The organism is Mycobacterium colombiense CECT 3035, from assembly GCF_002105755.1.
Taxonomy (GTDB): domain Bacteria; phylum Actinomycetota; class Actinomycetes; order Mycobacteriales; family Mycobacteriaceae; genus Mycobacterium; species Mycobacterium colombiense.
Genome location: NZ_CP020821.1, coordinates 1,487,891 through 1,514,562, shown reverse-complemented (window position 1 = coordinate 1,514,562; position 26,672 = coordinate 1,487,891). Strand labels below are relative to the sequence as shown.

General features: G+C 67.3%; 27 protein-coding genes and 1 pseudogene. 23 read left to right on the top strand and 5 right to left on the bottom strand.

Annotation, left to right across the window (positions count from 1 at the left end; all coding sequences use genetic code 11):
• The first annotated feature begins 75 nt into the window (after positions 1-75).
• The 5 genes and pseudogenes from B9D87_RS07110 to B9D87_RS07090 all read left to right on the top strand — a co-directional run bounded on the left by B9D87_RS07110 (position 76) and on the right by B9D87_RS07090 (position 5,253).
• A complete protein-coding gene (locus tag B9D87_RS07110; RefSeq protein WP_007770941.1) occupies positions 76-1,071 on the top strand; it encodes a sigma-70 family RNA polymerase sigma factor in 996 nt (331 codons plus the stop codon).
• On the top strand, positions 1,061-2,386 hold the full coding sequence (locus tag B9D87_RS07105) for an ABC transporter substrate-binding protein (RefSeq protein WP_007770942.1): 1,326 nt from the start codon (positions 1,061-1,063) through the stop codon (positions 2,384-2,386). The genes B9D87_RS07110 and B9D87_RS07105 overlap by 11 nt, the downstream gene beginning before the upstream one ends.
• Positions 2,387-2,437: 51 nt before the next feature.
• Positions 2,438-3,351 (top strand): annotated as a pseudogene (locus tag B9D87_RS07100) (carbohydrate ABC transporter permease).
• Complete coding sequence (locus tag B9D87_RS07095) at positions 3,338-4,180, top strand: carbohydrate ABC transporter permease (protein WP_040630282.1); 843 nt, start codon at positions 3,338-3,340, stop codon at positions 4,178-4,180. The pseudogene B9D87_RS07100 and the gene B9D87_RS07095 overlap by 14 nt, the downstream one beginning before the upstream one ends.
• A gap of 2 nt (positions 4,181-4,182) precedes the next feature.
• A complete protein-coding gene (locus B9D87_RS07090; RefSeq protein ID WP_007770949.1) occupies positions 4,183-5,253 on the top strand; it encodes an ABC transporter ATP-binding protein in 1,071 nt (356 codons plus the stop codon).
• Between the two features lie 47 nt (positions 5,254-5,300).
• On the opposite strand, the gene B9D87_RS07085 is transcribed toward B9D87_RS07090, so the two are convergent.
• Complete coding sequence (locus tag B9D87_RS07085) at positions 5,301-5,588, bottom strand: DUF3349 domain-containing protein (protein ID WP_007770951.1); 288 nt, start codon at positions 5,586-5,588, stop codon at positions 5,301-5,303.
• A gap of 220 nt (positions 5,589-5,808) precedes the next feature.
• Between B9D87_RS07085 and B9D87_RS07080 the strand changes: the two genes are divergently transcribed.
• The 11 genes from B9D87_RS07080 (at position 5,809) to B9D87_RS27390 (ending at position 16,010) form a co-directional block, all read left to right on the top strand.
• Positions 5,809-6,642 (top strand): DUF3097 domain-containing protein, encoded by an 834-nt coding sequence (locus tag B9D87_RS07080; RefSeq protein ID WP_007770952.1) that lies wholly within the window; start codon positions 5,809-5,811, stop codon positions 6,640-6,642.
• Between the two features lie 91 nt (positions 6,643-6,733).
• On the top strand, positions 6,734-8,344 hold the full coding sequence (efeU, locus tag B9D87_RS07075) for an iron uptake transporter permease EfeU (protein WP_007770953.1): 1,611 nt from the start codon (positions 6,734-6,736) through the stop codon (positions 8,342-8,344).
• A gap of 37 nt (positions 8,345-8,381) precedes the next feature.
• Positions 8,382-9,557, top strand: a complete 1,176-nt coding sequence (gene efeO, locus B9D87_RS07070) for an iron uptake system protein EfeO (protein ID WP_174320913.1) — start codon at positions 8,382-8,384, stop codon at positions 9,555-9,557.
• Positions 9,558-9,559: 2 nt separating this feature from the next.
• A complete protein-coding gene (efeB, locus tag B9D87_RS07065; RefSeq protein WP_007770955.1) occupies positions 9,560-10,873 on the top strand; it encodes an iron uptake transporter deferrochelatase/peroxidase subunit in 1,314 nt (437 codons plus the stop codon).
• Positions 10,874-11,037: 164 nt separating this feature from the next.
• Entirely contained in the window at positions 11,038-11,562 is a 525-nt protein-coding gene (locus B9D87_RS07060) for an OsmC family protein (RefSeq protein WP_007770956.1), read from the top strand.
• Positions 11,563-11,567: 5 nt separating this feature from the next.
• Positions 11,568-12,635, top strand: coding sequence for an acyl-CoA dehydrogenase family protein (locus B9D87_RS07055; protein ID WP_007770958.1), 1,068 nt, complete (start codon positions 11,568-11,570; stop codon positions 12,633-12,635).
• A 10-nt stretch (positions 12,636-12,645) separates the two neighbouring features.
• Positions 12,646-13,278: an RNA polymerase sigma factor gene (locus B9D87_RS07050; protein ID WP_007770960.1), complete on the top strand. Its 633-nt coding sequence runs from the start codon at positions 12,646-12,648 to the stop codon at positions 13,276-13,278.
• Positions 13,275-13,544 carry a hypothetical protein gene (locus B9D87_RS07045; protein WP_007770963.1) on the top strand — a complete coding sequence of 90 codons (270 nt, stop codon included), beginning with the start codon at positions 13,275-13,277 and terminating at the stop codon, positions 13,542-13,544. The genes B9D87_RS07050 and B9D87_RS07045 overlap by 4 nt, the downstream gene beginning before the upstream one ends.
• Positions 13,541-14,455 carry a formate/nitrite transporter family protein gene (locus B9D87_RS07040; protein WP_007770971.1) on the top strand — a complete coding sequence of 305 codons (915 nt, stop codon included), beginning with the start codon at positions 13,541-13,543 and terminating at the stop codon, positions 14,453-14,455. The genes B9D87_RS07045 and B9D87_RS07040 overlap by 4 nt, the downstream gene beginning before the upstream one ends.
• Positions 14,456-14,552: 97 nt before the next feature.
• Positions 14,553-15,440: a universal stress protein gene (locus tag B9D87_RS07035; RefSeq protein WP_007770972.1), complete on the top strand. Its 888-nt coding sequence runs from the start codon at positions 14,553-14,555 to the stop codon at positions 15,438-15,440.
• A 348-nt stretch (positions 15,441-15,788) separates the two neighbouring features.
• Positions 15,789-16,010: a hypothetical protein gene (locus B9D87_RS27390; RefSeq protein WP_254425578.1), complete on the top strand. Its 222-nt coding sequence runs from the start codon at positions 15,789-15,791 to the stop codon at positions 16,008-16,010.
• A 403-nt stretch (positions 16,011-16,413) separates the two neighbouring features.
• Here the strand turns inward: B9D87_RS27390 and B9D87_RS07025 are convergent, their stop codons facing one another.
• Complete coding sequence (locus tag B9D87_RS07025; RefSeq protein WP_007770979.1) at positions 16,414-17,748, bottom strand: acyltransferase family protein; 1,335 nt, start codon at positions 17,746-17,748, stop codon at positions 16,414-16,416.
• Positions 17,749-17,840: 92 nt separating this feature from the next.
• On the opposite strand from B9D87_RS07025, the gene B9D87_RS07020 reads away from it, so the two are divergent.
• Positions 17,841-18,812, top strand: coding sequence for an aldo/keto reductase (locus B9D87_RS07020; RefSeq protein ID WP_007770980.1), 972 nt, complete (start codon positions 17,841-17,843; stop codon positions 18,810-18,812).
• Here B9D87_RS07020 and B9D87_RS07015 read toward each other — a convergent pair.
• The 3 genes from B9D87_RS07015 to B9D87_RS07005 all read right to left on the bottom strand — a co-directional run bounded on the left by B9D87_RS07015 (position 18,809) and on the right by B9D87_RS07005 (position 21,305).
• Positions 18,809-19,909, bottom strand: a complete 1,101-nt coding sequence (locus tag B9D87_RS07015) for an NAD-dependent epimerase/dehydratase family protein (RefSeq protein WP_007770981.1) — start codon at positions 19,907-19,909, stop codon at positions 18,809-18,811. The genes B9D87_RS07020 and B9D87_RS07015 overlap by 4 nt on opposite strands.
• A gap of 7 nt (positions 19,910-19,916) precedes the next feature.
• Positions 19,917-20,435, bottom strand: coding sequence for a nuclear transport factor 2 family protein (locus tag B9D87_RS07010; protein WP_007770987.1), 519 nt, complete (start codon positions 20,433-20,435; stop codon positions 19,917-19,919).
• Between the two features lie 63 nt (positions 20,436-20,498).
• A complete protein-coding gene (locus B9D87_RS07005) occupies positions 20,499-21,305 on the bottom strand; it encodes an acyl-CoA thioesterase (protein WP_007770989.1) in 807 nt (268 codons plus the stop codon).
• Between the two features lie 194 nt (positions 21,306-21,499).
• Between B9D87_RS07005 and B9D87_RS07000 the strand changes: the two genes are divergently transcribed.
• The 6 genes from B9D87_RS07000 to B9D87_RS06970 all read left to right on the top strand — a co-directional run bounded on the left by B9D87_RS07000 (position 21,500) and on the right by B9D87_RS06970 (position 26,573).
• On the top strand, positions 21,500-21,763 hold the full coding sequence (locus tag B9D87_RS07000) for a DUF1801 domain-containing protein (protein WP_007770995.1): 264 nt from the start codon (positions 21,500-21,502) through the stop codon (positions 21,761-21,763).
• An 81-nt stretch (positions 21,764-21,844) separates the two neighbouring features.
• Positions 21,845-23,074: an acyl-CoA dehydrogenase family protein gene (locus tag B9D87_RS06995; RefSeq protein ID WP_007770997.1), complete on the top strand. Its 1,230-nt coding sequence runs from the start codon at positions 21,845-21,847 to the stop codon at positions 23,072-23,074.
• A gap of 14 nt (positions 23,075-23,088) precedes the next feature.
• Positions 23,089-23,955 carry a hypothetical protein gene (locus B9D87_RS06990; RefSeq protein ID WP_040629810.1) on the top strand — a complete coding sequence of 289 codons (867 nt, stop codon included), beginning with the start codon at positions 23,089-23,091 and terminating at the stop codon, positions 23,953-23,955.
• Positions 23,956-24,062: 107 nt separating this feature from the next.
• Positions 24,063-24,431, top strand: coding sequence for a SpoIIAA family protein (locus tag B9D87_RS06985; protein ID WP_007771000.1), 369 nt, complete (start codon positions 24,063-24,065; stop codon positions 24,429-24,431).
• A 222-nt stretch (positions 24,432-24,653) separates the two neighbouring features.
• The gene (locus B9D87_RS06975; RefSeq protein WP_007771002.1) at positions 24,654-25,538 is read left to right on the top strand and encodes a universal stress protein; all 885 of its coding nucleotides are present in this window, start codon (positions 24,654-24,656) and stop codon (positions 25,536-25,538) included.
• 111 nt (positions 25,539-25,649) lie between these two features.
• A complete protein-coding gene (locus B9D87_RS06970; protein WP_040630291.1) occupies positions 25,650-26,573 on the top strand; it encodes a TIGR03564 family F420-dependent LLM class oxidoreductase in 924 nt (307 codons plus the stop codon).
• The last annotated feature ends 99 nt before the right edge of the window (positions 26,574-26,672 follow it).

Sequence of the window (26,672 nt, the reverse complement as noted above, 5' to 3'; positions counted from 1 at the left end):
TGGTCTCCTTTGCCACAGGAAGTCCGTTGGACGCGGTCACCCTTTTGACGACTTTCGTGCGGAAAAGGTGACCCCATGAGCGCAACACAGGATTTGACCGATCTGGCACGGCGTTTCGACGCCGATCGACGGCACCTGAGGTCGGTCGCGTTCCAGCTGCTGGGCTCGGTGGCCGACGCCGACGACGCCGTGCAGTCGGCATGGCTCAAGGCCAGCCGTGCGGACTTCGCTGCCGTCGACAATCTCTCGGGCTGGTTCACGACGATCACCGCGCGCGAGGCGTTCGATCAGCTCCGGGCGCGCAAGCGTCGCGCCGAGCAACCGCTCGGCGGGGCCGACGAACTGGACCGACTGGCCCGGACGGCGTCGTCGGCCGCCGACGAGGACGTGCTGCTGGCGGAGTCGGTGAGCGGCGCCCTGCTGGTCGTTCTCGACCGGCTTTCCCCGGCGCAGCGTGTCGCGTTCGTGCTCCACGACGTCTTCGCCATGCCGTTCGAGCAGATCGCCGGGCTGATGGATCGATCACCGGAGGCCACCAAGAAGCTGGCCAGTAGGGCGCGCGGGCGCCTGCACGCCGACCCGGCAGCCCCGCCCCGCCGCACGGCCGCGCACCTGCAGGTGGTCGAGGCCTTTCTGACGGCATCGCGCGACGGTGACATCGCCGGCCTGCTCGACCTGCTGGCTCCCGAGGTGGTGCGCACGGTCGATCCGGCCCTCGTTCCGGCGGATGTGCCAACCACGTTGCGCGGCGCCCGCGAGGTCGCCGGGGAGACCCGCCGGTTCGCCCAGCGGGCGCGCGCCGGTGCTGTCATGCTCATCGACGGGGCACCGGGCATCGTGCTCGCGGCCCGCGGGCGCGCTCAGGTCCTGCTGGTGATCGGCATCGACGCCGACGATCGCATCCACACGATCGACATCACCGGCGATGCCGAGCGAATCCGTCGGGCCGCGCTGACGCTGCCGCGGTGGCCGATCCAGGAACATCACAAGCTGATCGGGTACCAAGGACGTCAGACACGATCGGCCGGGAAACCGGCCGCGGGCCAAGACCGGGAGAGCCATGCTCGATAAGCCGTTCGGACGGCGCGACCTGCTGCGGGGCGCCGGCGCGCTTTCCGCGGCGGCGCTGGCGCCGTGGCCGGCGGGGTGCGCTTCCGACGACGACGCCCTCACGTTCTTCTTCGCGGCCAACCCGGACGAGCGGGACGCCAGGATGCGCATCGTCGACGAGTTTGTGCGCCGCCATCCCGATATCAAGGTTCGGCCAGTGCAGTCCGGTCCGGGTGTCATGCAACAGCTTTCGACGTTTTGTGTGGGCGGCAAGTGCCCCGACGTGCTGATGGCCTGGGAACTGTCCTACGCCGAACTCGCCGACCGCGGCGTGCTGCTGGACATGAACACGCTGCTGGCGCGCGACAAGGCATTCGCCGACCAGCTCAAGGCGGACAGCATCCCGGCGCTGTATGAAACCTTCACCTTCAACGACAAGCAGTACGCGCTGCCCGAACAGTGGTCGGGCAACTACCTCTTCTACAACAAGCGGCTCTTCGCCGAAGCCGGGGTGCCCGCACCGCCCAAGACGTGGGAACAGCCTTGGGATTTCGCCGAATTCCTGGACGCGGCTCGCGCGCTGACCAAGCGTGACGCATCCGGGCGGGCCGCGCAGTACGGTTTCGTCAACACCTGGGGCTCCTACTACTCGGCCGGCCTGTTCGCGATGAACAACGGCGTCGCCTGGTCCAACCCGCGGCTGAACCCGACCCATTTCAACTTCGACAACGCGGCGTTCCAGGAAGCGGTGCAGTTCTACGCCGATCTGGCCAACGAATACCGGGTTGCGCCCAACGCATCCGAGACGCAGTCGATGTCGACTCCCAACCTCTTTGCGGTGGGCCGGGCGGCGATCGCGCTCGGCGGACACTGGCGCTACCAGACCTACATCCGCGCCGAGGACCTGGATTTCGACGTCGCCCCGCTGCCGGTCGGCCCGGCGTTGGGAAAGGGTCACGCGGCGTGTTCCGACATCGGCGCCACCGGGCTGGCGATCTCGGCGAGCAGCCCCCGCAAGGAGCAGGCGTGGGAATTCGTGAAGTTCGCGACCGGGCCCATCGGGCAAGCGTTGATCGGTGAATCCTGCCTGTTCGTTCCGGTGCTGCGATCGGCGCTGCGCTCGGACGGATTCGCCAACGCCCATCGACGGCTCGGCAACCTCAGCGTGCTCACCGATGGGCCGGCTTTTTCGCAGGGCTTGCCGATCACGCCGGCATGGGAGAAGGTCAATGCCTTGATGGACCGCAACTTTGGGCCCGTCCTGCGGGGCCGCCAGCCGGCCACGTCCTTGAGCGGGCTGTCCCGCTCCGTCGACGAAGTGCTGCGCAGCCCATGACATCGAGGGACGCACCTGGTGCGACCGCCCCCGCCCCAGCGGCGACGCGGAATACCCCGGACGACCCGAGCCCGTGGCGCCGGCACGCCTGGGCCGGCAGGTTGTTCGTCGCCCCCAACATGGCGGCGGTCGCCGTGTTCATGCTCTTTCCGCTGGGCTTCTCGCTGTACATGAGCTTCCAGCAATGGGATGTGTTCACCCCGCCAAAGTTTGTCGGCCTGAAGAACTTCGGTGACCTGTTCACCTCCGATCCGCTCTTCCTCATCGCGATCCGCAACACGGTGATCTTCACCCTCGGAACGGTGGTGCCGACGATCCTCATCAGCCTGGTCGTCGCGGGGGTGCTGAACCAGAAGGTCCGGGGGATCGGCATCTTCCGCACGATCGTCTTTCTGCCGCTGGCCATCTCGTCGGTCGTGATGGCGGTGGTGTGGCAGTTCGTTTTCAACACCGACAACGGCCTGCTCAACATCATGCTCGGCTGGGTCGGGATCGGCCCGGTCCCGTGGTTGGTCGACCCCCACTGGGCCATGGCCTCGCTGTGCATCGTCAGCGTCTGGCGCAGCGTGCCCTTCGCCACCGTCGTTTTGCTGGCCGCGATGCAAGGCGTTCCGGGAACGGTGTATGAGGCGGCCAAGATCGACGGCGCCAGCGAGATAAGGCAATTCATCTCCATCACCGTTCCGCTGATCCGAGGGTCGATATCGTTCGTGATCATCATCTCGGTCATCCACGCCTTCCAGGCGTTTGACATGGTCTATGTCCTCAACGGCCCCAGCGGCGGGCCGGAGTCGGCGACCTACGTCCTGGGCATCATGCTGTTCCAGCACGCGTTCTCGTTCCTCGAATTCGGATACGCCTCCGCGCTGGCGTGGGTGATGTTCGCCGTCTTGCTGGTGCTCACCGTGGTGCAGTTGCGCGTCAGCCACCGACGATCCTTGGAGACTTCGCGTGGGCTTAAGTGAGGGTGTCATCAGGCGCACCGTGCTGCGCGGCGGCATCGTCTATGGGGGGCTGCTCGCCGTCGCCTGGTGCGCGCTGTTTCCGATCGCGTGGGCGGTGTCGGGATCACTGAAAACGGAGGGCGAGGTCAGCGAGCCGACGCTGCTGCCCGCCCACCCGCGGTGGTCCAACTACACCGAGGTGTTCGCGCTGATGCCATTCGGGCGCATGTTCTTCAACACCGTGCTGTACGCGGGGTGCGTCACCGCGGGGCATGTCTTCTTTTGCTCACTGGCCGGATATGCCTTCGCGCGACTGGATTTCCGCGGCCGCGACGCGCTGTTCGTCGTCTACCTCGGCACGTTGATGGTGCCCCTGACGGTGACCGTGATCCCGCAGTTCCTGGTGATGCGGACCCTGGGCTGGGTCGACACCCCGTGGGCGATGATCGCGCCGGGTTTCTTCGGCAGCGCCTTCGGCACATACCTGATGCGGCAGTTCTTCCGCACCCTGCCCACCGATCTGGAGGAGGCCGCGATCCTCGACGGGTGTACGCCGTGGCAGGTCTATTGGCGAATCCTGCTGCCCCATGCGCGGCCGGCGGTGATGGTGCTGGCCGTGCTCACCTGGGTCAACGTCTGGAACGATTTCCTGTGGCCGTTGCTGATGCTTCAGCGCAACAGCCTGGCCACCCTGACCCTGGGCCTGGTCAGGATGAAGGGCGAATATGTTGCCCGGTGGCCGGTTCTGATGGCAACCTCGATGCTCATCATGCTGCCCCTGATCGTCATCTACGCCATCGCGCAACGCTCGTTCGTCCGAGGGATCGCCGTCACCGGAATGGGCGGCTAGCCATGGCCTCGGTGTCATTCGAGCAAGCGACCCGGCGCTACCCGGGAGCCGACCGCCCGGCCCTGGACAACCTGGACCTCGTCGTGGCAGACGGCGAATTCGTCGTCCTGGTCGGACCGTCCGGGTGCGGCAAGACCACGTCGCTGCGCATGGTGGCCGGGCTGGAAGCCGTGGACTCCGGGCGCATCCTGATCGGCGACCGCGACGTCACCAACGTCGATCCCAAGGATCGCGACGTCGCCATGGTCTTTCAGAACTACGCGCTCTACCCACACATGACGGTGGCCCAGAACATGGGCTTTGCCATGAAGATCGCCAAGACGCCGAAGGACCAGATTCGTGATCGGGTGTTGGACGCGGCGAAACTGCTTGATCTGCAGCCTTATCTCGATCGCAAGCCGAAGGATCTTTCCGGCGGGCAGCGTCAGCGAGTGGCGATGGGCCGCGCCATCGTGCGTCGGCCGCACGTGTTCCTGATGGACGAACCGCTGTCCAATCTCGACGCGAAACTCCGGGTGCAGACGCGTAACCAGATCGCCGCGTTGCAGCGGCGGCTGGGCACGACCACCGTCTACGTCACCCACGACCAGGTCGAGGCCATGACCATGGGTGATCGCGTCGCCGTCCTGCGCGACGGAGTGCTGCAACAGTTCGCGCCACCCCGCGAGCTCTACCGGAACCCGGACAACGTCTTCGTGGCGGGCTTCATCGGATCGCCGGCGATGAATTTGTTCACCCTTCCCATCGTGGATTCTGTTGTGTCGCTGGGTGATTGGCCTATAACTGTGCCCCGGGAGATCGCCGGTGCCGCCGGTGAGGTGGTGGTCGGGGTCCGCCCCGAACATTTCGAGCTGGGCGGCCTCGGGGTCGAGATGGAGGTCGATGTGGTGGAGGAGCTGGGCGCAGACGCGTACCTCTATGGGCGAATCACCGGTTCCGGCAAGGTAATCGACGCGCCCATCGTCGCTCGGGCCGACGGGCGTAACCCACCGGAGAAAGGCGCCAGGGTGCGTCTGCATCCGGAACCCGGGCACCTGCACTTCTTCGGCGTGGATGGCCGCCGAATCTGCTGAACCCGGCGCGAACTCAACCGTGCCGGTGGCGAATCGCCCCGCGTCGCCTATCCGCGGGAGCAGCGAAGGGCATGAACGCGCCGCTGGATGCGCGCGACGTCGTCGGGGGAGGGCAGCTGGTTGGTGATCCGGGTGATCTCGACGCCGACATCAACGGATCCGATCGGCCAGAGCCGACGCGCGATGAGATCGCTTGCGATGGCGGTGATGTCGTCGTCGCAGAGGCGTCGGCGCGTCAACGCCACCAACGGTACGTACCCGGTGGCGGGCATGCCGGAGGGGTAGCCGGCCCGCACAAAAGCCACAATGCTCGTCACCCAATGCGACAGGTCCATCTATCCACCTCGCTAACCGCCGCAACTCGCGCGTACGCGGCAGTGCTTACCTTGGCTAGCAACGTACCATCGGCGAGCCCATCAGCTGCGTAACGCCACACAGTTAAAACGCAATTTTTACACCGGAGGCGCAGGCGCACCGACAGTGACATGGGTGACGATTCGCCGGACGTGGCGCGCCGTAACGGTATTTGACCGCAAGGCTTTCTAGTATTGCCGCGTGGTGGATCGCTATGGAACGGATGTCCTCGCCGCGGGGCGGCGCAAGCCGCGCTCGACCGAGCACCCGGCCGAACTAGGCCTGGTGGTCGAGGACGTACAGACGGGTTACGTCGGCGCGATAGTGCGCGTGGAATACGGTCGGGTGGACCTGGAGGACCGGCGCGGTCACGTGCGTGGCTTCCCTTTGGGCCCAGGGTATTTACTCGAGGGACGTCCCGTCATCCTTATCGCGCCGCGGCGGCCGGCGCCGACCGCCGCAGGCAGGACCGCGTCCGGTTCGGTCGCCGTGTCGGGTGTGCGCGCCCGCGGCGCCCGGGCCAGCCGCATCTACGTCGAGGGTCGCCACGACGCCGAGCTCATCGCGCAGGTGTGGGGTGAGGACTTGCGCATCGAAGGCGTCGTCGTGGAACAACTCGGTGGCGTCGACGACCTGGTGGACATCGTCGCCGAATTCGGCCCGGGGCCGGGGCGCCGGCTGGGGGTGCTCGTCGACCACCTTGTCGCGGGTTCCAAGGAGGCGCGGATCGCCGATGCGGTGCGACGGGGCCCGGGCGGCACCGACACGTTGGTCGTCGGCCATCCCTACGTCGACATCTGGCAGGCCGTCAAACCACAGCGATTGGGGCTGGGCGCCTGGCCGAAGGTGCCGCGGCAGGTGGAGTGGAAACACGGCGTATGCGAGGCCCTCGGTTTGCCGCACGCCGATCAGGCGGACATCGCCAGGGCCTGGCGGCATATCCGCTCGCGGGTGCGCGACTGGAACGATCTGGAGCCGGCACTGATCAGCCGGGTCGAAGAACTCATCGACTTCGTCACCGCGCCGGTGCCCTGACGCCGCAGCCAGCGGACCAGGGCTAATGCTCGCCGGTTAGTTAGGCTACGCTAAGCCGACAGTCCCGATCGGCGGGACGGAAACAGGGCGTATGCAGGGCGTATTCGGCGTATTCATCGGCACGTTCCTCATCGGTCTTCGTGAAGGCCTCGAGGCGTCGCTCATCGTGAGCATCGTCGCTGCCTTCCTCAAGCGAAACGGCCAGTCCATCCGCCCGATGTTCGCCGGTGTGACCCTGGCCGTGCTGCTGAGCGTCGGCGTGGGCGTCGGCCTCGACCTGTTCGCCGCCAGCCTGCCGCAGGCCCAGCAAGAGATGATGGAGACCATCATCAACGCCATCGCGGTGGTGTTTGTGACGTCGATGATCATCTGGATGAACGGCAACGCCGCGCAGCTCAAGGGGGAACTCGAGCGCGAAGCCCGCCAGGCCGTCAACCGTGGTGGCGCGATCGCCCTGGCCGTCATGGCGTTCCTCGCCGTGCTGAAGGAGGGCTTCGAGACGTCGGTGTTCTTGCTGGCGGCCGCCCAGACGTCGCACGGCAACCGGTGGTTCGCCGTGCTGGGCGGCGCCGTGGGCATCGTCACGTCGATCGGGCTCGGCGTCGGGCTGTACTACGGCGGCCTGCGGATCAACCTCGGCCGGTTCTTCCGGGTCACCGGGGTGTTCCTGGTGCTGATCGCCGCCGGGCTGGTGCTGGGCGCGCTGCGCACCGCGCACGAGGCCGGGTGGGTGACCATCGGCCAGCAACAGGTGCTCGACCTGTCCGGCTGGATACCCAGCAATTCGGTGCTGGGGGCCGCGACAACGGGGGTGTTCGGCATCCCCGCCGACCCCCGCCTCATCGAGGTGCTGGGCTGGCTGTTGTATGCCGTGCCGGTGCTGGCCGTTTTCCTCTGGCCCGCCCGGCTCGCCTCGACGCCGCGCACCCGTAGCAGGCTGCTGGCGGCGACGTCGGCGGCGCTGCTCCTCGCCGGGGCGGGGCTGGCCCTCACGACGCCCGCTGCCGGCTCGTCGCAGCCGCCGCGGGTGCGCACCGTGACCGACCGCGACGGCCATACCTCCGCGGTGTCGATGGTGACCGGGCCGCATGGGCGCGAGCTGACCGTCGTCGCTCAGGGCACCTCGACCGTCCACAGCGTCGTGCTGATCCCCGCGGACGACCAAACGGTGGACGGCGTGCCCGTACAGGTGTGGCAGGCTTCCGAGGCCGCGGGCGCCGACGGAGCGCCGGAAGTCACGCTGGATCAGTTGCTGGGCATGGCGGGGGGCCGGCTGCCGGTCGGTCTCGCGGCCGGCCGGACTCCGGGGCCGTTTCAGGGCCAATGGTCGACGACCACCGGCTACACGGTGTTCGCGCGGGGTGACTCCGTGGTCAGTGCGCACACGACGAGCAATCGCACGGCGATCTTGACCGGCGGTGGGTTGCCGGGGGCCAAGACCGTCAGTCTCGGCGGGCTGGCGACGGACTGGTCCACGTCCGCCGCCGAAGACCACGCGGCGGTGGCTGAGATCGTCGCCGCCGACCGCGATCGCGGGGAGCGGCAGCTGTGGAACGTCTGGCTTCCACTGGTATTAGCGGGATTTGCACTGGCCTGCGCGCTGTCGGCGATAGCCTCGGTGCGCGTGGCCCGCAGGCAGACCGATGAGAGGAAATCGATTGATGGTGAGACGCATCGCCTCGGCGACGTGCCGGTCTCGTGACTGCTGGTTGACCGCAACGGTTCTCGTTGCGGCGGCGGTGTTGCCGGTGACCGCCTGCAGCCACCCGGGCGACAACTCGAGCCACGCTCAGCCGCCGAAGCCCGGGAACGCCAACTCGGTCAAGGTGACCCTGGCCAACAACGGCGGCACTGACGGCTGCGCACTGGACACCACCAGCGTGCCCGCCGGCCCGGTGACCTTCACGGTCGCCAACACGAATGCGCCCGGTATCAGCGAGGTCGAACTGCTCAGGGACCAGCGGATTGTGGGCGAAAAGGAAAACCTTGCGCCCGGCCTGGACCCGGTGTCGTTCACCGTCTCGCTGGACGGCGGGGCCTACCAGCTCTACTGCCCGGGGGCGAGCACCGAATACCAGACCCTGACGGTGACGGGTAAAGCGCCGGCGACGCCGACGGGCACCGTCGCCAGCATCCTCGGTCAGGGCACCAAGGACTACGCCGGCTACATCGTGAACCAGATCGGTCAGCTCAACGACGGGGTGAAGGCACTCGATGCCGCCGTCCAATCGGGCAATGTCGACGCGGCGAAGGCGGCGTATGCCAAGGCCCGATTGTTCTGGGAGCGTTCGGAATCCACCGTGGAGGGTTTCGTGTTGCCGGGCTTCCCGGTCGGCGACAATGCCGGCAGCCTGGACTATCTGATCGACATGCGTGAGTCCACGCCGGTCGATGCCAAGGTCGGCTGGAAGGGCTTCCACGCCATCGAGCGCGATCTGTGGCAGGGCGGCGCGATCACGCCCGGGACGAAGGCGTTCAGCACCGAATTGGTGGGCAACGTCGGCAAATTGAACGGCATCGTCGCGGGTTTGCAGTACAAACCCGAGGATTTGGCCAACGGCGCGAGCGACCTGATCGAAGAGATCCAGAACACCAAGATCACCGGCGAGGAAGAGGCCTTCAGCCACATTGACCTGGTGGACTTTTCGGGCAACGTCGAAGGCGCCCAGCAGGCGTACGCGTCGCTGCGGCCGGGCTTGGAGAAGATCGACGCCAATCTGGTCCACCAGATCGATCAGCAGTTCCAAGCCGTTCTCGCCACCCTGGACGGGTATCGCGACCCGGCCGCGCTGGGCGGTTACAAGACCTACACCCCGGCGCTGAAGGCCAGCGACGCACCGAAGTTGACCGCGGTGATCCAGCCGCTACACCAGAGCCTGTCCACCGTCGCCCAAAAAGTCGTCACGGCCGGCTGATCATGACCGACGACAGCACCGGACCCTCCGACGGCGAGAACGACTCCGGCACACCGTCAGACGCCACCCCGGTGTCGCGTCGGCGGGCACTCGGCGGCGCCATGCTGGCCGGGCTGGGCGGTGCCGCCATCGGTGCCGTCGGTGGCGGTTTCGCCGGTCACGCGATGGCGGCGGGACAGCGCGGTGACGACGACGACACCGTCGATCTGCGCCGCAGCTACCCGTTCTACGGCCAGCCCCACCAAGGCGGAATCGACACGCCGCCACAGCGTTACGCCATGTTCATGTCCTTCTCGGTTGCCGGCGGCGCGGGCCGCAGCGAGCTGCAGACCCTGTTGGCGCGCTGGTCGGCCGCCGCCTCGATCCTGCAGCAGGGCAAGCCGGTCGGCACGGTCCAGCCTCAGGTCGAGGTGCAGCCGCCCGTCGACACCGGCGAGGCCTACGGGCTGAGCCCCGCCAGCCTCACCGTCACCATCGGGTTGGGCCCGTCGCTGTTCGGCGACCGGTTCGGCCTGGCCGCCCGGCGACCCGCGGTGTTCACCGACCTGCCGCCGCTCAACGGCGACAATCTGGATCCCCGCCTGCACGGTGGCGATCTGTCCGTGCAGGCGTGCGCCGACGATCCCCAGGTCTGCTACCACGCCGTGCGCAACCTGGCCCGGCTCGGGCGCAACATCGTCTCGCCATACTGGGCGGTGTTGGGTTTCGGTCGCGCCTCCGCCGGCCCCGGTCAGCACACGCCGCGAAACCTGTTGGGGTTCAAGGACGGTACCCGCAACATCGCTACCGACGAGGAGTACGCGCGTCACGTCTGGGTCGACAACAGCGACCAGCCGTGGATGAACGGCGGGACGTACCAGGTGGTCCGGAAGATCCGGATGTTGATGGAGACATGGGACGTCGACCGGATCGGCAATCAGCAGAGGATCTTCGGGCGCACCAAGCAAGAGGGTGCGCCACTGAGCGGCAAGCATGAATTCGACACACCGAACTTCGCCGCCAAAGGCGCCGACGGCAACCCGCTCATCGACCCGATGTCTCACGTCGGCCTTGCCGCCCGGGAAAACAACGACGGCATCATGATCCGCCGACGCTCCTACAACTACACCGACGGTCTCGACGCCAACGGCCAACTCAACGCCGGTCTGCTGTTCATCTCATACCAAAAAGATCCCCAAGATTTTATCCGGCTACAGAACCGGCTGGGTGCGCACGACCTGCTCAACGAATACATCCGCCACATCGGATCAGCAATCTTCGCGGTGCCCCCGCCACCGGTTGAAGGCCATTACATCGGGCAAAGCCTGTTCAGCTGAGCAAATCTCGCGATCGGCGGTGACCGGTCAGGCGGCGCGGCGTTTCAGACGTGTGATGTTTCGTGTCGGGCCGGTAAATCACGCGCGCCCGCCGTCACGCATCGGCGCGCGGCGCGCACTAACTCCGTGAAGCCGCAGAATCAGCGAGAAACGGAGAGAGTCACATGACCGATGCGCTCGTCATCGACGCCGAAGGCCTCGACCGGCTGTCGTGTAACGCCAAGGCCGACCCCGGAACAGGAAGGAAGACGCTCAAGGCCACGACGGTGTGCGAGGCCGGGTTCCGCAACATGACCTACGTCCGGGACCTGGCGCCGATGCTGGTGGGCGAGCCACCCGCGCTTCTGGGTGATGACTCGGCCCCCAATCCCTCGGAGACCGCGCTGGCCGCGCTGGGCTCGTGCGTGTCGGTGGGCCTGTTGGCCAACGCGACCCATCGCGGCGTGACGTTGACCAAGATCGAGGTCGAGATGGAAGGCGACATCGACATCTCCGCGGTGTGGGGCGTGGGGGACACCCCGCGGGACAAGCGCCTGGGATTCAGCGCGGTGCGCTGCAGGGTGCGGCTGGCCGGCGATGCCGACGATGCCACCCTGAAAGAGATCCACGACAACGCCATCGCCTGGTCACCGGTGGTGAACACGTTCCGCAACCCGGTGACCGTCGAGTCGGCCTTGATCGGCGAATGAGCGAAATGACGGCGACCGTGGATCCCGCGACCGGCACGTTGAATGTCGAACTGCTGGAGGATATTCGGGCTCACGCCGCGGCATTGGACCGCGGCGAGGAGCACTCGCGTCGCAGCTTCACCGGGCTGGGGAAGGCCGGTCTGCTCGGGATCGGCGCCCCGGGCAACATCGACAACCGGCTTCCGGCGATGGCCGAGGTGATCGGGTTGATCTCCGGGGCGTGCATGAGCACCGGGTTCTCGTTGTGGGCGCATCGCATGACGATCGAGTACTTGCTCACGGCCGCAACCGAATTCGCCAGTGCGGCGGTCGCGCCGTTGCTTGCGGGAACGGCGCTGGGGGTCACCGGCATGGCCGCGGCGTTCAAGGAGGCGGCCGGTTGCGGCAGCCTGGAGTTGACCGCCGCGGCCGTGGCCGGCGGCTACCGGGTGTCCGGCCCGATCAGGTGGGCCAGCAACCTGTATCCCGATTCGACGATGGTGACCGCGGTGCGTACCGATGCCGGCGAGAGACTCATTCTCGCGCTGCCGCTGGGCACACCCGGGGTGGTCGTCGGCGAGCATTTCGAGCTGGTGGCCTTGGGCAGCACCGCCTCCTCCTGCCTGAACCTGGACGGCGCCTACGTTCCCGCCGGACAGGTGCTGTCGCGCGACTTCGAGGGCTTCCTGCAGGCGGTGCGCCCGACGTTCCTTGTCCTGCAGTCGGCCATGTGCTTGGGGCTGACGCGGACGGCCCTGGATCAGGCCCGGCAGGGCCTCCATGGCGTCAATGCGGTGTTCGCCGACGATGTCGACCGCGCCACGCAGAAGCTGGTCGGTGCCGAAACCAGGCTGGCGGACCTGGCCGCGGCCGTGGGCGGAGCGCAGCCGCCCGCCAGGAAGGAGCTGCTGTCCCTGCGGCTCGCGGCGGCCGAATTATCCGGAGCCAGCGCCGATCTGGAGATCCGGACCGCCGGCGGAAAGGGATACGCGAGCAGGACGCCGGCCAGCCGGCGCTATCGGGAGGCCGCGTTCATCCCCGTCCAGTCACCGTCCGAAGGGCAGCTGCGCTGGGAACTGGCCAGATGCGCCTGAGCGCCGGTCGATGGTGAGTCCGGTGGCGGTGCCGCCGGAGGGCACCGAATCCGAACGCCTGGTCGGCGGGGTCCCGCTGGCCAGCCTGGTGCGCGACTTTCACCGCCCGATGGTCAATTTCGCTCGCACCATGGTGGATTCGGCGACGGTCGCCGAGGAAGCCGTCCAGGAGGCGTGGGTCCAGGTGCTGCAGTCGGCCGATTCGTTCCAGGGACGTTCGTCGGTGAGCACCTGGCTGTTCGGCATCGTCAAACACACCGCATCCCGGCACCGGCGACGGGAATCGCGGATCCGCCATCATGAGGTGCTGGCCGTCGCCACGGAGGGTGAGGCCGACGACCCGTTGGCGGGCCGCATGCATCCCGCCGGTCACCCCGACGCCGGACATTGGCGCCTGCCGCCGTCGCGGCGTTTTCTCCCCGAGGATCACACCGTCGAAACCGAACTCCTCGGCTACGTGCGGGCGGCGCTGGACTCCTTACCCGAACGGCAGCGGCAACTGGTGATCTTGCGTGACATCGTCGGAACCTCGGCCGACGAGGCGGCCGCGCTTCTCGAGCTGTCCGCCGAGGCGCAGCGGGCGCTGCTCTACCGCGCCCGGGGAAACCTCCGAGCCGAATTGGAAAAGCGGTATCAACGATGACCGTCCATGACAACACCGTTCCCGCCATCGATTGCGTCGACTTCGTGCGGCTGGTCGACGATCTCGTCGACTCCGATCCGCGGCAGTGGGGACCGATCGTCGCCAAACACCTCGACGAATGCCCACCCTGCCTGATCTATCTGCAACAGATGCTCGACCTCAAGATCTTGCTCAGCCACGTCTTCGACGGCGAGCGGCTCAGCGAGGACCACATTGCCGGTGTCATCAACGCGATCAACACCTTGAAGAAAGGCGAACACCGATGACGATCAACGCCGAAGCGCCGCAGCTGCACAGCGATGCGGTGGTCGCGGCAAACGTGACCGCGTTCCCTTCCGGTGTCAGGGCAAGCGGGCCGCCCGATGATCCGTTCGAGCCGCTGTCGGTGGGCGCCATGGTGGATCGGGTGGCGGCCATGGCGGTGGAAAAGGCAGCGCATCCCTGGGCATTCCTGATGCGCTCCGTGGTGGGCGGTGTGATGGTGGCGTTCGGGTCCCTGCTGTCGCTGGTGGTGAGCACCGGCGTCAAGACCCCCGGTGTGGCAAGCCTTTTGATGGGCCTGGCCTTCGGGATGTCCTTCGTCCTCATCCTGGTGTCGGGCATGTCGCTGATCACCGCGGACATGGCCGCCGGCTTTCTTGCCGTGCTCAAACACACACTGAGCGTGCGCGGCTACATCGTCTTGGTGACCGTCGGACTCATCGGCAACATTCTCGGCGCGCTGGTGTTCGTCACGGTGTGCGCCGCGGCCGGCGGCCCCTACCTGGGCGCCTTCGCCGAGCGAGCGGCGACCGTCGGAACGTTGAAGGCAGGCCAACCCTTCTGGACCGCACTGCTGCTCGCCGTGCTGTGCACGTGGTTCCTGCAGACCTCGATGTGCATGTTCTTCAAGGCGCGCAGTGACATCGCCCGGATGGCTTTTGCGTTCTATGGGCCGTTCGCGTTCGTCATCGGGGGTACCCAGCACGTGATCGCCAACGTCGGATTCCTCGGTCTTCCCCTGCTGCTCAACCTCTTTCACCCGGTGGCACCACGTGGCGCGATCGAGTGGGGCTTCGGCCAGCACGGTTTGCTTGCCAACATCGGCATCACCACCCTGGGCAATCTTGTCGGCGGCACCGTGTTCGTGGCGTTGCCGTTCTGGATCATCGCGCAGCTGCAAGGCCGCAGGATCTAGGCGGCGGGAGTCCTCCGGCCCCGACCGTTGAGGACTAAAGTCTCACGACTGGGGCGCCCTCCTCGGATAGCGTCGGAAACGATGGAGGGAGAACGTAATGTCCGCACCTGTCAAAGAACTCGGTATCGTCGTCGCGGTCGACGGCTCGCCGGCGTCGACTGCCGCCGCGGGCTGGGCGGCCCGAGAGGCGGCGATGAGAAACATCCCGCTGACCGTCGCGCACGCGGTGTCGACTCCCACCGCGACGTTCCCGCCGGTTCCATACCCCGAGTCGCTTGTCACCGGCCTGGAAGATGAAGGCAAAAAGGCGATCATGCACGCGATGAAAGTCGCCGAAGACGCGATGCCGGCCGAGCGCGCGGCCCCCATCGGCAGGAAACTGGTCTACGCCGCTCCGACGCCGGCCCTGCTGAAGATGTCCGATACGGCGGAGATGATCGTCGTGGGCAGCTCCGGCCGTGGGCGGCTGGCCCGAGGTCTGCTCGGGTCGGTGAGCTCGGCCGTCGTGCGGCACGCGAATTGTCCGGTCGCGGTCGTCCGTGACGGAGAGCTGCCGGATCCGCGCGACGGTTACGTCCTGTTGGGCACCGATGGCTCACCGGCGTCCGAGCTGGCGACGGAAATCGCCTTCGACGAGGCGTCGCGTCGCGGTGTGGACCTGGTGGCCATTCACGCCTGGAGCGACGCGGCGGTGGTCGAAGTCTTCGACATCGACTGGCCGGCGGTCGAAGGCGAAGCGCAACGCAGCCTGGCCGAGAGCCTGGCGGGCTGGCAGGAACGCTATCCCGATGTCTGCGTGCATCGAGTCGTCGCGCGGGATCGGGCGGCGCGGCACCTCATCGACAAGGCCGATGGTGCGCAGCTGGTGGTCGTCGGCAGTCACGGCCGGGGTGGTCTGAGCAGGATGCTGTTGGGCTCGGTCAGCAACGCGGTCCTGCACGCCGTCCGGGTGCCGATCATCGTCGCTCGCCCGCCCTCCGCATAAAGCCGTCACTGCGGCGCGAGCACTCCGGCCGTCGCTAGTGATGCATGCCGGGACCGGCGACCGCGGTGACGGCGCCGACCGAGAATGCCACATTCCTTCCAACGGCGCCGTCATCACCGGCCGCCCGGGCGTGGTCCACCGCACGTGCGCGGTCCCACTGATATGCAAAGTGGCGCCGGTTTCGAAATCAAGGAACAGCAAGGCGGCTTCATCGTCGACGGCCAGGTTGCCATAGCTGTTGAACACGTTGTTTCCCGGGAAATCCGGCCACCACAGCCGGTCCGGTGAGTTGACTCGGACAAATCCGGGCGGGCCGCCGCGGTGTGATGCATCGCTACCGCGGGTTGGATGACTGGTGCCGAGAAAGAACGTGTCGGACGTCGCAATCATTGCTCGATCGGAGGGGCCGAGAAGTGTTGCGCGACCTGGTGGTTTCGACGGAGAGGCGGCAAGACCGGCGACATCGATCCCGTGGCGGTGAATGTACTTGGGGCAATTGCCGTACGACTGGTCGACGCGGACGGTCATGCCGGCGCGGTCGGCACCGACGAGTTCGCCGTTTACTCGTAGCCGGCGGCGGGTCGCGAAGTCGACCGCGATCAGGCCGACCTGTTGACCCGCCTGGATCTCGTGCAGGGGATCCCCCTTTCGGGGACAGGCTGACACGTGCAAGACGCCCTCGTCCCCGCGGAGAAAACCTGGTGGCGCGGCCAACGGCGAGGCCCAGAGGACGCCGTCGTGGTCACGTCCGGTCAGCGTGGCGAACCGCTGTAATGCGAGAAAGCGTGCGGCACCTTCGGACAGACCCGACGAGTCGAGCATGTTCTCGAGCCGCCCGGCTTGGGCCTCGACACCCGCTCGGCGCTGCACTGCGAGCTCTCCCTCGTGAAACCCCGTCGCGGCCATATTCGTCGTAACAACGTCACCGACGCGATGCTTCCTGCCGCCACGCATGACCTTGGTCGGCGGGCGCTTAGGCCTCTCGGTCCAGCTGCGCCCTCTGCGCACGAGGCGCCGAGCGGGTCGCGGGGCGAAACGCGGCCAGTACGGCTCCGGCCGCGAAGATCACCGCGGTCAGCCACGGGAAGCGCCCGTCGGGAGCGAAGCCCTCGGCGGCAATCATGGACAGCGCGTAGGCCGCCATCGCGGCACCGGCCAGCATCACCGGTTCCACCCAGCGCTCGGTGAGCGGGACACCGAGCAGGGGCAGGGGAGCGGCGAAAAGCCTTCGCGCCCAGAACAAGAGCAAGATCTCGACCGCGGTCACGACGCTCAGGATGACCACCCATTCCAGCCGGGCCAGCCACCAGTCCGCGCTTCCTTCGGGCGGCTGCGGCAACAGCCCGGCCGGATAACCGACGATCGCCACGATCACGACGGGAATCATGTGCCACAGGTAGAGGGCCATGATGTTGTTGTTGGCGATCGACAACGCGCGCTCGACGCGGATGGCGCGCAGGGCGCGGTTGAGCGCCGGCGTGACCGCCATCGCGATTCCGGTCTGGGCGCAGCCGAATGCCAACAGCGCCACGGTCGGTGGTGTCGTGTTGTCGATGGTCTGCCCGGGAACGCCGATCATGCTGACCGGATAGAGCTTCAGCCCAATCAGCAGCGCCAGCGCCACCGCGGAAACTCCGGCCAGTAGCCAGGGCCTGCGCCCGGCCAATGAGCCACCGTGCCAAGCGATCCCGAGCTGATACAGGGTGCCCCAGCCGAGCAGATAGTTCACCCAGTTGAGGTAGGGGACGTGTCCGGCGAGCCGGGCGACATCCACCGCCGCGACGACCAACGCGAGCGCCCCGGGCACCAGCAGCCCCCAACGGCGTTGTGCGGCAATGGCAACCGGTGTCAGCGATACCACCACCAGATACACGGCCAGAAACCACAGGTGCATCGCCACCGCCCAGCCGGCGTACTCGAGCACCGAGCCGGCCACACCGAGCGCGCCCAAGACCACCACGACGACCGACACCAGCACGATGTACGCCGCCGTGGGCCCGAGCACCCGCGCCACTCGGTGCTGCACCCAGGTTCGGCGCGAAACGCCGTCGGTGTCGTGCCGATGGGTCCAGGACACGGCGCCGGCGTAGCCGGCAACCAGGAAGAACGCCGGCACCGCCTGGAAGGGCCACGTCAGCCACTGGGTCCAGGGCAGGTCCACGAGCGGGTTCTGCCGGCCGAACTGTCCGTCGTGGTAGGTCACCGATCCGGCCAGCCAGTGTCCCACCACGATCAGCACCACGCCCGATACCCGGAAGTAGTCGACCGCCAGATTGCGGGCCGGCCGCGGGGTGTTTGCGCGGTCCATCAGATCGGGGGAAGCTCGACGCGACACACAGCGCCACGGTACCGCCCAGCCCTCGGCGGGGTCTCGCGCAACGGTAGAACAGGAGACATCCCATGAAGTTGGCTCAACTCGGCGAGTTGCAAGTCGGTCGTCTCGGATTGGGCGCGATGGGGATGTCGGTGGCGTACGCCGGTGCGGGCAGCGACGACGACGAGTCGATCCGCACCGTTCATCGCGCCATCGACCTGGGTGTCACGCTGATCGACACCGCCGAGGTTTACGGCCCCTATGTGAACGAGGAACTGCTCGCCCGTGCCCTCCGGGGGCGGCGCGATCACGTAGTCCTGGCAACTAAATTCGGCCTTATCTCGCATACCGGCCGCGACGGCCTGGACAGCAGCCCCGCCAGCATCCGCATCGCCGTGGACGGCTCGCTGCAACGGTTGGCGACCGACCACATCGATCTGTATTACCAGCACCGCCTCGACCGCCAGACCCCGATCGAAGAGACGGTCGGTGCGCTGGCCGAGCTGGTCGCCGCCGGCAAGATCTTGCACCTCGGCCTGTCCGAAGTCGGCGTCGACACCATCCGCCGCGCCCACGCGGTGCATCCCATCACGGCCGTCCAATCGGAATATTCGCTGTGGACACGCGATCAGGAAGACGAGATCCTGCCGGCCCTGCGCGAGTTGGGCATCGGGTTCGTCGCCTATTCGCCATTGGGCCGTGGTTTCCTCACCGGCGCCATCCGCTCCACCCGGGAGCTGCCCGACACCGACTACCGCAAGACCAACCCGCGGTTCTTCGACGACAACTTTGCGCACAACCTGCGGTGCGCGGACGAGGTCCGCGACATCAGCGCGGACGTCGGCGCGACGCCGGCTCAGGTGGCCCTGGCCTGGCTGCTCGCGAAAGGCCCTGACATCGTGCCCATTCCGGGAACCAAGCGCGTCGCCCGCCTGGAAGAAAACGTCGGTGCCGACGCGGTGGAGCTGACCGCCGACCAACTGGCCAGGCTCGACCGGCTCACCCCGCCCGTCGGAGGGCATCACGCCGAGGCGCAGATGGCCTGGATCGACCGCTAGTCGACGCTCGCCAATGCGGCTGTGCCGTACTTCTTTTCGATCAGCGACCATGGGTCGGCGTAGGGGCCGCGTCCCTCGAGCCGGCGCAGCACCATCAGGACGGCACGCAGTGCCGGCCGCAGCACCGGGCCGAGCACCCGCAGCAGCAGGCGCAGACGCCCCTGCGATTCGGCAAGCCACTCCAGCGTCTGGCTCCAGTCGTGCTCCTGAAAGTCCAGCAGCGCCTGTGCCTCGGTGGTGTCGTACCAGCCGGTGAAACTCCAGCCGCGATCGTCGCCAGGGTCACCCGGCAGGCTGGCCGACGGGCCCAGCGGGCCCAGGCCGAAGGCCTCCATCAGGCTGTCCTCGAGGGCTCGCTGTGTCAGCACGTAGGACTCGTTGCCGCCGATGAGCACGACCTTGCCGGAAATGGTCGCCCCGCGATCGACCCCGTTGGCGAACGCCAGCGCCACGTCGCGCGCGTCCACCGCATGCATGCGGTTGTCACCCGGCATCGACCGCATCAGCAGCAGGGAATCGCCGTTGACGGTCGAGTTGGTGTCCGGAGAGATGACGCCGCCCAGCCGGAAGAGCGCGTACGGAAGTCCGCTGCCGCGGATGGCCGCCTCCGCGAGCACCTTGTCCTGGCCGTATTGATCGATGGGGTTAACCGGGGTGGCCGGGGTGATGCGCTCGGGTTGACGGTAGGGGTTGCGCGATCCGTAGACCGCGGCGCTGGAGGCCATCAAGAACAGTGGCGGGCGCGGGAGTGCCGAACAGGCCGCCAACAGGTTCTCGGTGCCACCGACATTCACGCGCCGGGCCAGCTCCGGATTGCGGTAGGACAGCGGGGAGACGACGGCGGCCAAGTGGACGACGGCTTCCGGGGGATGGGTCGCGACGAGCTCGCTGACCGCATCGGCGTCCAGCAGATCGGTGTACGCGGGGATTAGCGTCCCCGGGTACCCGCCGGCGGCGAGTTCCTTTTCGGTGGCGACGGTGTTGTCGTTGCGCAGGTCCATCGCGACGACGGTCCGCCCCCGCTCCAGCAGGATCTGCGTGCAGCGCTTGCCGACTTGCCCGAACGCGCCGGTGACCAACACGGTGTCGACAGTCATGGGCGCGTCACCGATCCATCATCCGGTCGGCGATCCTGCCGATCAGCGCGCGGATGCGGGGCGATACGTAGATCGAGAAGAACGGCGTCACGATGTCCTCGCGGAGTCGAGTTAGCTTGGAGCTCTTGATAAGCCACTGGCCGGCGATGTTCTCGTAGGTCTCGTGGTAGTGGCCGTAGCCGACCAAGGTTACCCCGGGCCCGAATCGGACCACGTCTTGCAGCGCCCAAATGCCGCGCGCCGTCGTCTCCGACGTGAGCTCGATTTCGGGTGTGTGCACCTGGTGGGCGGTGGGCTGTGTCGGGCGGCCAAGGGCCTGACGGGTGAACGCGACGAAATCGTCGGCGCCGGCGATCACCTTGCCGCCGGCTTCGGATGTGTCGCTGACGAAATCGTCGGCGAAAATCGTGCGCCACGCCACCCAGTCCTTGGTATCCAGGTGGCGGCAGTAGCGGGCTTTGAGCCGCTTGATGGATTCGATCGCCGGCAGCGTCTCGGCCACCAGGCCCTCCGCGCGCTCTGTCATTGCGGCTCGATTCTTTCGGTAAGCGTCCCGACGTGACGTTTCACTGGCGAAGTGTAAACCCCGTCATCCTTTGAAGTAGACGATCTGATGCGTGGTGGCCAGCAGCCCGCCGTCGGCGGTCCACACTTTCGCGCTCTGGTCGAAATAGCCGCGGGAAAAGCGGTTGGCGTGCGCGGTGGCCAGCACGAAGTCGTTCTGCACGGCGTCGAGCTGGGACTGGTCGGCGTGGAAGTACGTGGTCAGCGAGATGGTCCCGGACGGGACGAAGCCGCCGCGGCGCAGGAAAACCCGCGGGTAGAAGATGTCACACAGCGCGGCGAGCGCGGGATAGTCGACCGGGCGTCCCGCGCCGTCGCGGACCCACAGGGTGGACGTCGACGACGCGCTAGGGCCCCCACCCCTTGCGGGCATTGCGCCCTCGACGTACCGCGTGTCGTAAAGGCTGGTCCATCGAACGAGGCCCGGATCGACCGCGGGCACCTGCTCGGGCGCCGGTGCGCCCGGTGGGTGGCCCTCCGTGTCGGCCCAACTCTCGCGCCGAACCGCGAAGATCGCGGTCGCCGTCGTCTTGACCACGTCGTCCTGGCTGAGCTCGACGATCCAGTGCTGATTGGTGCGGTTGGTGCGCGCGGCCCGCAGCGTGACGTCGAAGTCGCCGTCGGCGATGGGGGCGGCGTAGTTGACGGTCAGGGCCAGCGGTTCCCCGATGCGATCGGGGTGCGCCTCGACGGCGTGCAGCATCACGGCGGCGGTGATCCCCCCGAAAGGTCCGACCATGTTGGCCCACTCCGGGTGGGTGCGCCCACGCCAGACGCCCGCGCCAACCGGGTCGAGCCGGAGGGCTTCGTCGAAGGGATGTGTGTCGGTCATTGTCGGTTCCTGTTCGCCAGAGCGGGCAGCGCCGTACGGCGGGCCGCCAATCGCCACAGGCCCCGGCACGGGTCGACCGCAGATTACTTGCGGGCGGCCCCGCCGCCGGACACGGGGTCACGGCGCGCGGGCCGCGGCGAGCATCGGTTGATGTACGGTCCGGCGAGCGACCACCTCACCGAAAGTGAGCCACGATGGCGAACCGCAAGGACGACGCCGCAACCAAATCTCCGGCCGAACTGATCGACGCCAGGATCAAGGAATTGGGGGATTGGCGCGGTGAGATGCTCGCGCGCATCAGGCGATTGATCAGAGCGGCCGACCCGGACGTGGTCGAAGAGTGGAAGTGGCGGGACGGAAACACCAGACGCGCGATCGATCTCCACGAGGGCGACGAGATCGATGAGAAGGCGTTGACGGCGCTCATTCGCGCCGCGGTGTCGTTGAACGACGCCTGAGGCGCCAACCTGTACACCGCGCGTGGCGGTGCTGTACAGTCGCCCAGCACAAGGTCGACGCTCGAACGAGAGGCCATCGGTGTGACTTCCGAGTCGGTCGAAAAGTTCCGGAGCCGGGCCAGGGCCTGGCTCGCCGCGACGATGCCACGACTCGACCCCGCCAAGGCGGCGCAGCTGGAGCGCGATGCGTTGCCGGCCTGGCACCGGGCTCGCGAGCTGCAAAAGTTGCTGTGGGACGGCGGATTCGCCGGGATCTGTTTCCCGCGCGAGTATGGCGGGCTCGGACTGGGCTACGAATACAAAAAGGCGTTCGACATCGAGTCCCAGGGCTACGAGACTCCGCTCCTGCTCAACGTCCCGTCGTTCGCCATCTGCTGCGCAACGATTCTCGACATGGGCAGCGAGGAACAGAAGCGCGCGCACATCGCGGCCGCGTTGCGCGGCGACGAGGTGCTGGTGCAGCTGCTGTCCGAACCCAACGGTGGATCGGATCTGGCGGGCGTCATCACTCGCGCCGAGCGCCGCGACGGACGATGGATCATCAACGGCGCCAAGACCTGGAGCACGTGGGCGTTCGCCGCCGACTACGGCCTGTGCCTGGCCAGGACCAACTGGGAGGTGCCCAAACACGATGGGCTGACCATGTTCCTGGTGCCGTTGCACCATCCCGGCGTCACCATCAACCGCATCCAGCAGGTCAACGGATCCATCGAGTTCTGCGAGGAGTTCTTCGACGACGTCGACGTGGGCGATGACGCCGTCCTCGGCGAACCGGGCAAGGGATGGGACGTCGCGTCGCGACAGCTCTACCACGAGCGGCGCACGATGGGGGACGGGTCGGAGTACACCAGCGGGCCGGGAATCGCTGAGGCCCACGATGTTTCGGTCGACCTGATAACGCTGCTGGATAAGACTGACCAGGCCGGCAACCAGCGACTCGAGGAGATGGTCGGCCGGGCGCTGGTGCACCGGGCCGTGCATGGGCAGCTCAGTGAACACGTCTTTCACGCCGTGGCCGACGGATCCCTGCCACCCGCCGCCGGGTCGATCATCCGGCTGTACATGGCCGAGGTGCACGACGTCGAGACCGATACCGCGCTGGCCGTGGCGGGCCCGGCGGCCGTGGTTGACGACGAGGGCGGGTTGGTCGATATCGGGACGCGCTATCTGGGGCGGCAGACCGCCAGCATCGGCGGCGGCACCACCGAGATGGCGCGCAACGTGATCGGCGAGCGGGTGCTGAACTTTCCGCGTGAGCGTGCCGACGACCGCGGTGTGCCTTTCAACCAGGTGCGCCGCGGCAAAAGCTAAGGAGGCAAACGGAATTGAGCGGTCAACTTCGTGATATCCGGGAGTTGATGGGAGACTCCGACGCCTACCGCGAGGAACTGTACCGGCGTTGGACGGGCCTGCTGAGCTACCGCTACATCGGTCGCAAACACTCGTCAATGGACCTCGGCGAGGCCGACGACACCGTCGCGATCCGCCGCGACATGCGCAACGAAGCGGGCGGAATCATGGTGGCGCCGTTGGCCATTTCCTCCCCTGAGGGCTGCCAGACCGACATGGTCGCCGTGCCCAACCCGGTCATCGCGTCGGTGCAGATCGTCGATCCCGGCTACGACGTCGAAAGAATCGAGATCGTCGGGTCGGGCATCGTGCACCAGGGGCGCACCATGGGCTACGGGCGCTGCACCATCGTCGACGCGGACAATCCCAGCCGGGTGATCGCCTTCAACGAGGGGCAGGGCGCCATCATCGGTATCCCGCCGGAAGGCCTGGACCGCATGGATGTTTCGGGCACCGAACTGGTGATCGAGGACTCGCCCGATCTTCCGCCGTTGTGGCAGGCCTTCGGTGCCAGCCGGCGGGGCGACGGCCACTGGACACTGCCCGAGCTGAGCACCGAACTCGCGTCGCCGGATGCCGCGCTGCACATCGGGCCCCAGCACGTCGTCCTCGAGACCGCGGCGATCGACCTCGCGGCCGAGGTCGCCGGGACCAAGAAGCTGCAAGTCGTCAGCTGGCATGTGATGTTCATGTCGCGCGGCAAGGTGGGGCCCTTCCGCGTCGAGGGCACCGCGCATCCGGGTGGACCCGGGCGCGTCGGCGTACGCATGTTGCTTCACGACGAGGGCAACGCCGACAAGGCGGTCACGTCGGCCGCCGCGGTCTTCGACATCGTCGGCTGAGTCCGGCTCGGTGCCGGGTGGCCATCTGGTATGCGGCATGAGGACTTACGGCACTAGGCAGCCTTCGCCGTCGCGCACAGGCTAGAGCGTGTGGGAAGGAGTCATCGATGATTGAGGTGCTGCCGGACATGCCGGACGGCGTGACCGGAATCCGCGTGTCGGGCCGGCTGCGAGGGGATGAACTGCGCGAGGTCAGGCCCGTCCTCGAGGAGACGGTGAAGACCGGTGAGGTCCGGATCGTCGAGGTGATCGCGCCCGATTACGAGGGCTTCGGGCCCGGTGGTTTCGTCGAGGATCTCAAGCTGGGTCTGGGTACCGTGCTGACGCATTACTCGGCTTTCAAGCGAATAGCGGTGGTGTCGGACAAGGAATGGGTCGCCCACACCTTGCACGCGCTCGCGTGGATGGTCCCGGGCGAGCTCGCGGTGTTCGGGCTCGACGACCTGGAGCGCGCCAAGGAGTGGGCGGCCGGCTGAGGTCTGGGATCTCTACGCCGCATTCCTTTCGGCCGGCCGGCGGCAGCCCTGAAATACCGCCGCGCCAAGGCGATTTGGCGACATGTGACCTCGCCGGCAACGCGTTGCCGTCCGAGGACTCGGTTGCCCGTCGAGGGTCTCTGGTCCACCCGGTTGGGGACGAAAGCCTCATGACCTGGCTGGGTTAAAGCAATAGCGTTGTGGATGAGCTAGGAGACCGACATGACTGCATCCACAAAGCGCCACGGCGTCGTCGTCGGAGTCGACGGGTCGCCCGCGTCGAATTTCGCTGTCTGCTGGGCGGCGCGCGACGCGGCGCTGCGTAATGTTCCGTTGACCTTGGTCCACATGGTGAACGCCACGACGGTCTGGCCGCAGGTGCCGATGGCGGCCGAAGCGCTGGCGTGGCAGGAGGACGACGGCCGCCGGCTGCTCCAGGAGGCGGTCAAGATCGCCGAAGACGCCACCAGGACAAGCCGGAATGTCGACATCGCCAGCGAACTGTGGCATGCACCCCCGGCGCCGACCCTGGCCAGAATGTCGGAGGAGGCAGTCATGGTCGTCGTCGGATCCTATGGGCGCGGGGCCATTGGCCGGGCGCTACTCGGGTCGGTCAGTTCCGGGATCGTGCGGCGCGCAAGCTGTCCGGTCGCCGTCATCCATGACGAAGACCCCTTGATGCCGTACCCGCAACAGGCGCCCGTGCTGGTTGGCATCGATGGATCTCCGGCCTCCGAGCTCGCCACGACCATCGCCTTCGACGAAGCGTCACGGAGGGGAGTTGAGCTCAACGCGGTACACGCGTGGAGCGACACCGGAATCTTCGAGCTGCCCGGAGTGGACAGGGCGGCTGTGAAGTCGGAAGCGGAACGGAGCCTGTCCGAGCGGCTGGCGGGCTGGCAGGAACGCTACCCCGACGTCACCGTGCACCGAATTGTCGTGAGCGACCGCCCGGCTCGGCAGCTGGTCGAGCAGTCAGAGACCGCGCAGCTGACCGTCGTCGGTAGCCACGGCCGCGGCTGCTTGACCGGTGCACTGCTGGGCTCGGTGAGCAACGCCGTCGTGCACTCCGTTCGGATGCCGGTGATCGTGGCCCGGCCATCCTGAGGTTGTTGCGTTCGGTGACCTCCGGCGATGCGGGCCGGGCAAGCGCTGGCCGTAGAGTTGAACGACGGCAACCTTCCCGCCGCGCAAACCGACGCAGAGGAGCGTGTGGTCATGCAGGTCAGTATGTTCGGGCAACTCAGCGGAACGGGCAGTGAATCGCCGATCGACGCGACGATCGCCAACCTCGCGATGCTTCGCGATGAAGGCTTCAAACGCGTGTGGATGAGCCAATTGCCTTACGAGCCTGACCTTCTCACTATCCTGGCTATCGCCTTGCATGAGGTCGACACGATCGAGGTGGCCAGCGGTGTGGTGCCCATCCAGAATCAGCATCCGATGCAGATGGCCCAGCGCGCCCTCACGGTGAGCCTCGCGTCGGGCGGCCGGTTCACTCTCGGGCTCGGCATGACCCACCAGGCGGTCACCGAGGGGATGTGGGGCATTCCGTGGGACAAGCCGGTGCGCAGGCTCAACGAATTTCTCGACGGGCTGCTGCCCCTGCTGGCCGGTGAACGCGCCGACGCGGCGGGGGAGACAGTGACCACGCGCGGCGCGCTGATGATTTCGGGCGCACCGCGGCCCGACGTCTACATCGCGGCGCTGGGTCCCCAACTGCTCAAGCTCGCCGGCCGGCGCACCTCGGGCACGTGCACCTGGATGACGGGACCCGCCACGCTGGCACAGCACGTCGCGCCGACGCTGCGCCAGGCCGCCGCCGATGCCGGGCGTGAGGGCCAGGTGCGCGTCGCCGCGTCGTTGCCCGTCAGCGTCACCGACGACGTCGACGCCGCCCGCAAGCAGGCGGCCGAACAGTTCGCCATCTACGGCCAGCTGCCGTCGTACCGCGCGATGCTCGATCGCGAAGGCTATGCCGGGCCGGAGGATGCCGCCATCATCGGCGACGAGGACACGGTCCGCGGCCGGCTCGACGAACTGCGTGCAGCGGGCGTCGACGAATACGTTGCCGCGGCGTTCGATCCGTCGCCGGAGGGCCGGGCACGCACGCGGGCGCTGCTGCGCGCGTACGACTCCTGACTCCAGGTCGCCCGGCGCAGCCCTGGCATGTCGCATCTTTCTGACTATGGCCATACAGAGCCTCCGGTACGTATGGTGCAGAGACGAATTCACACGACA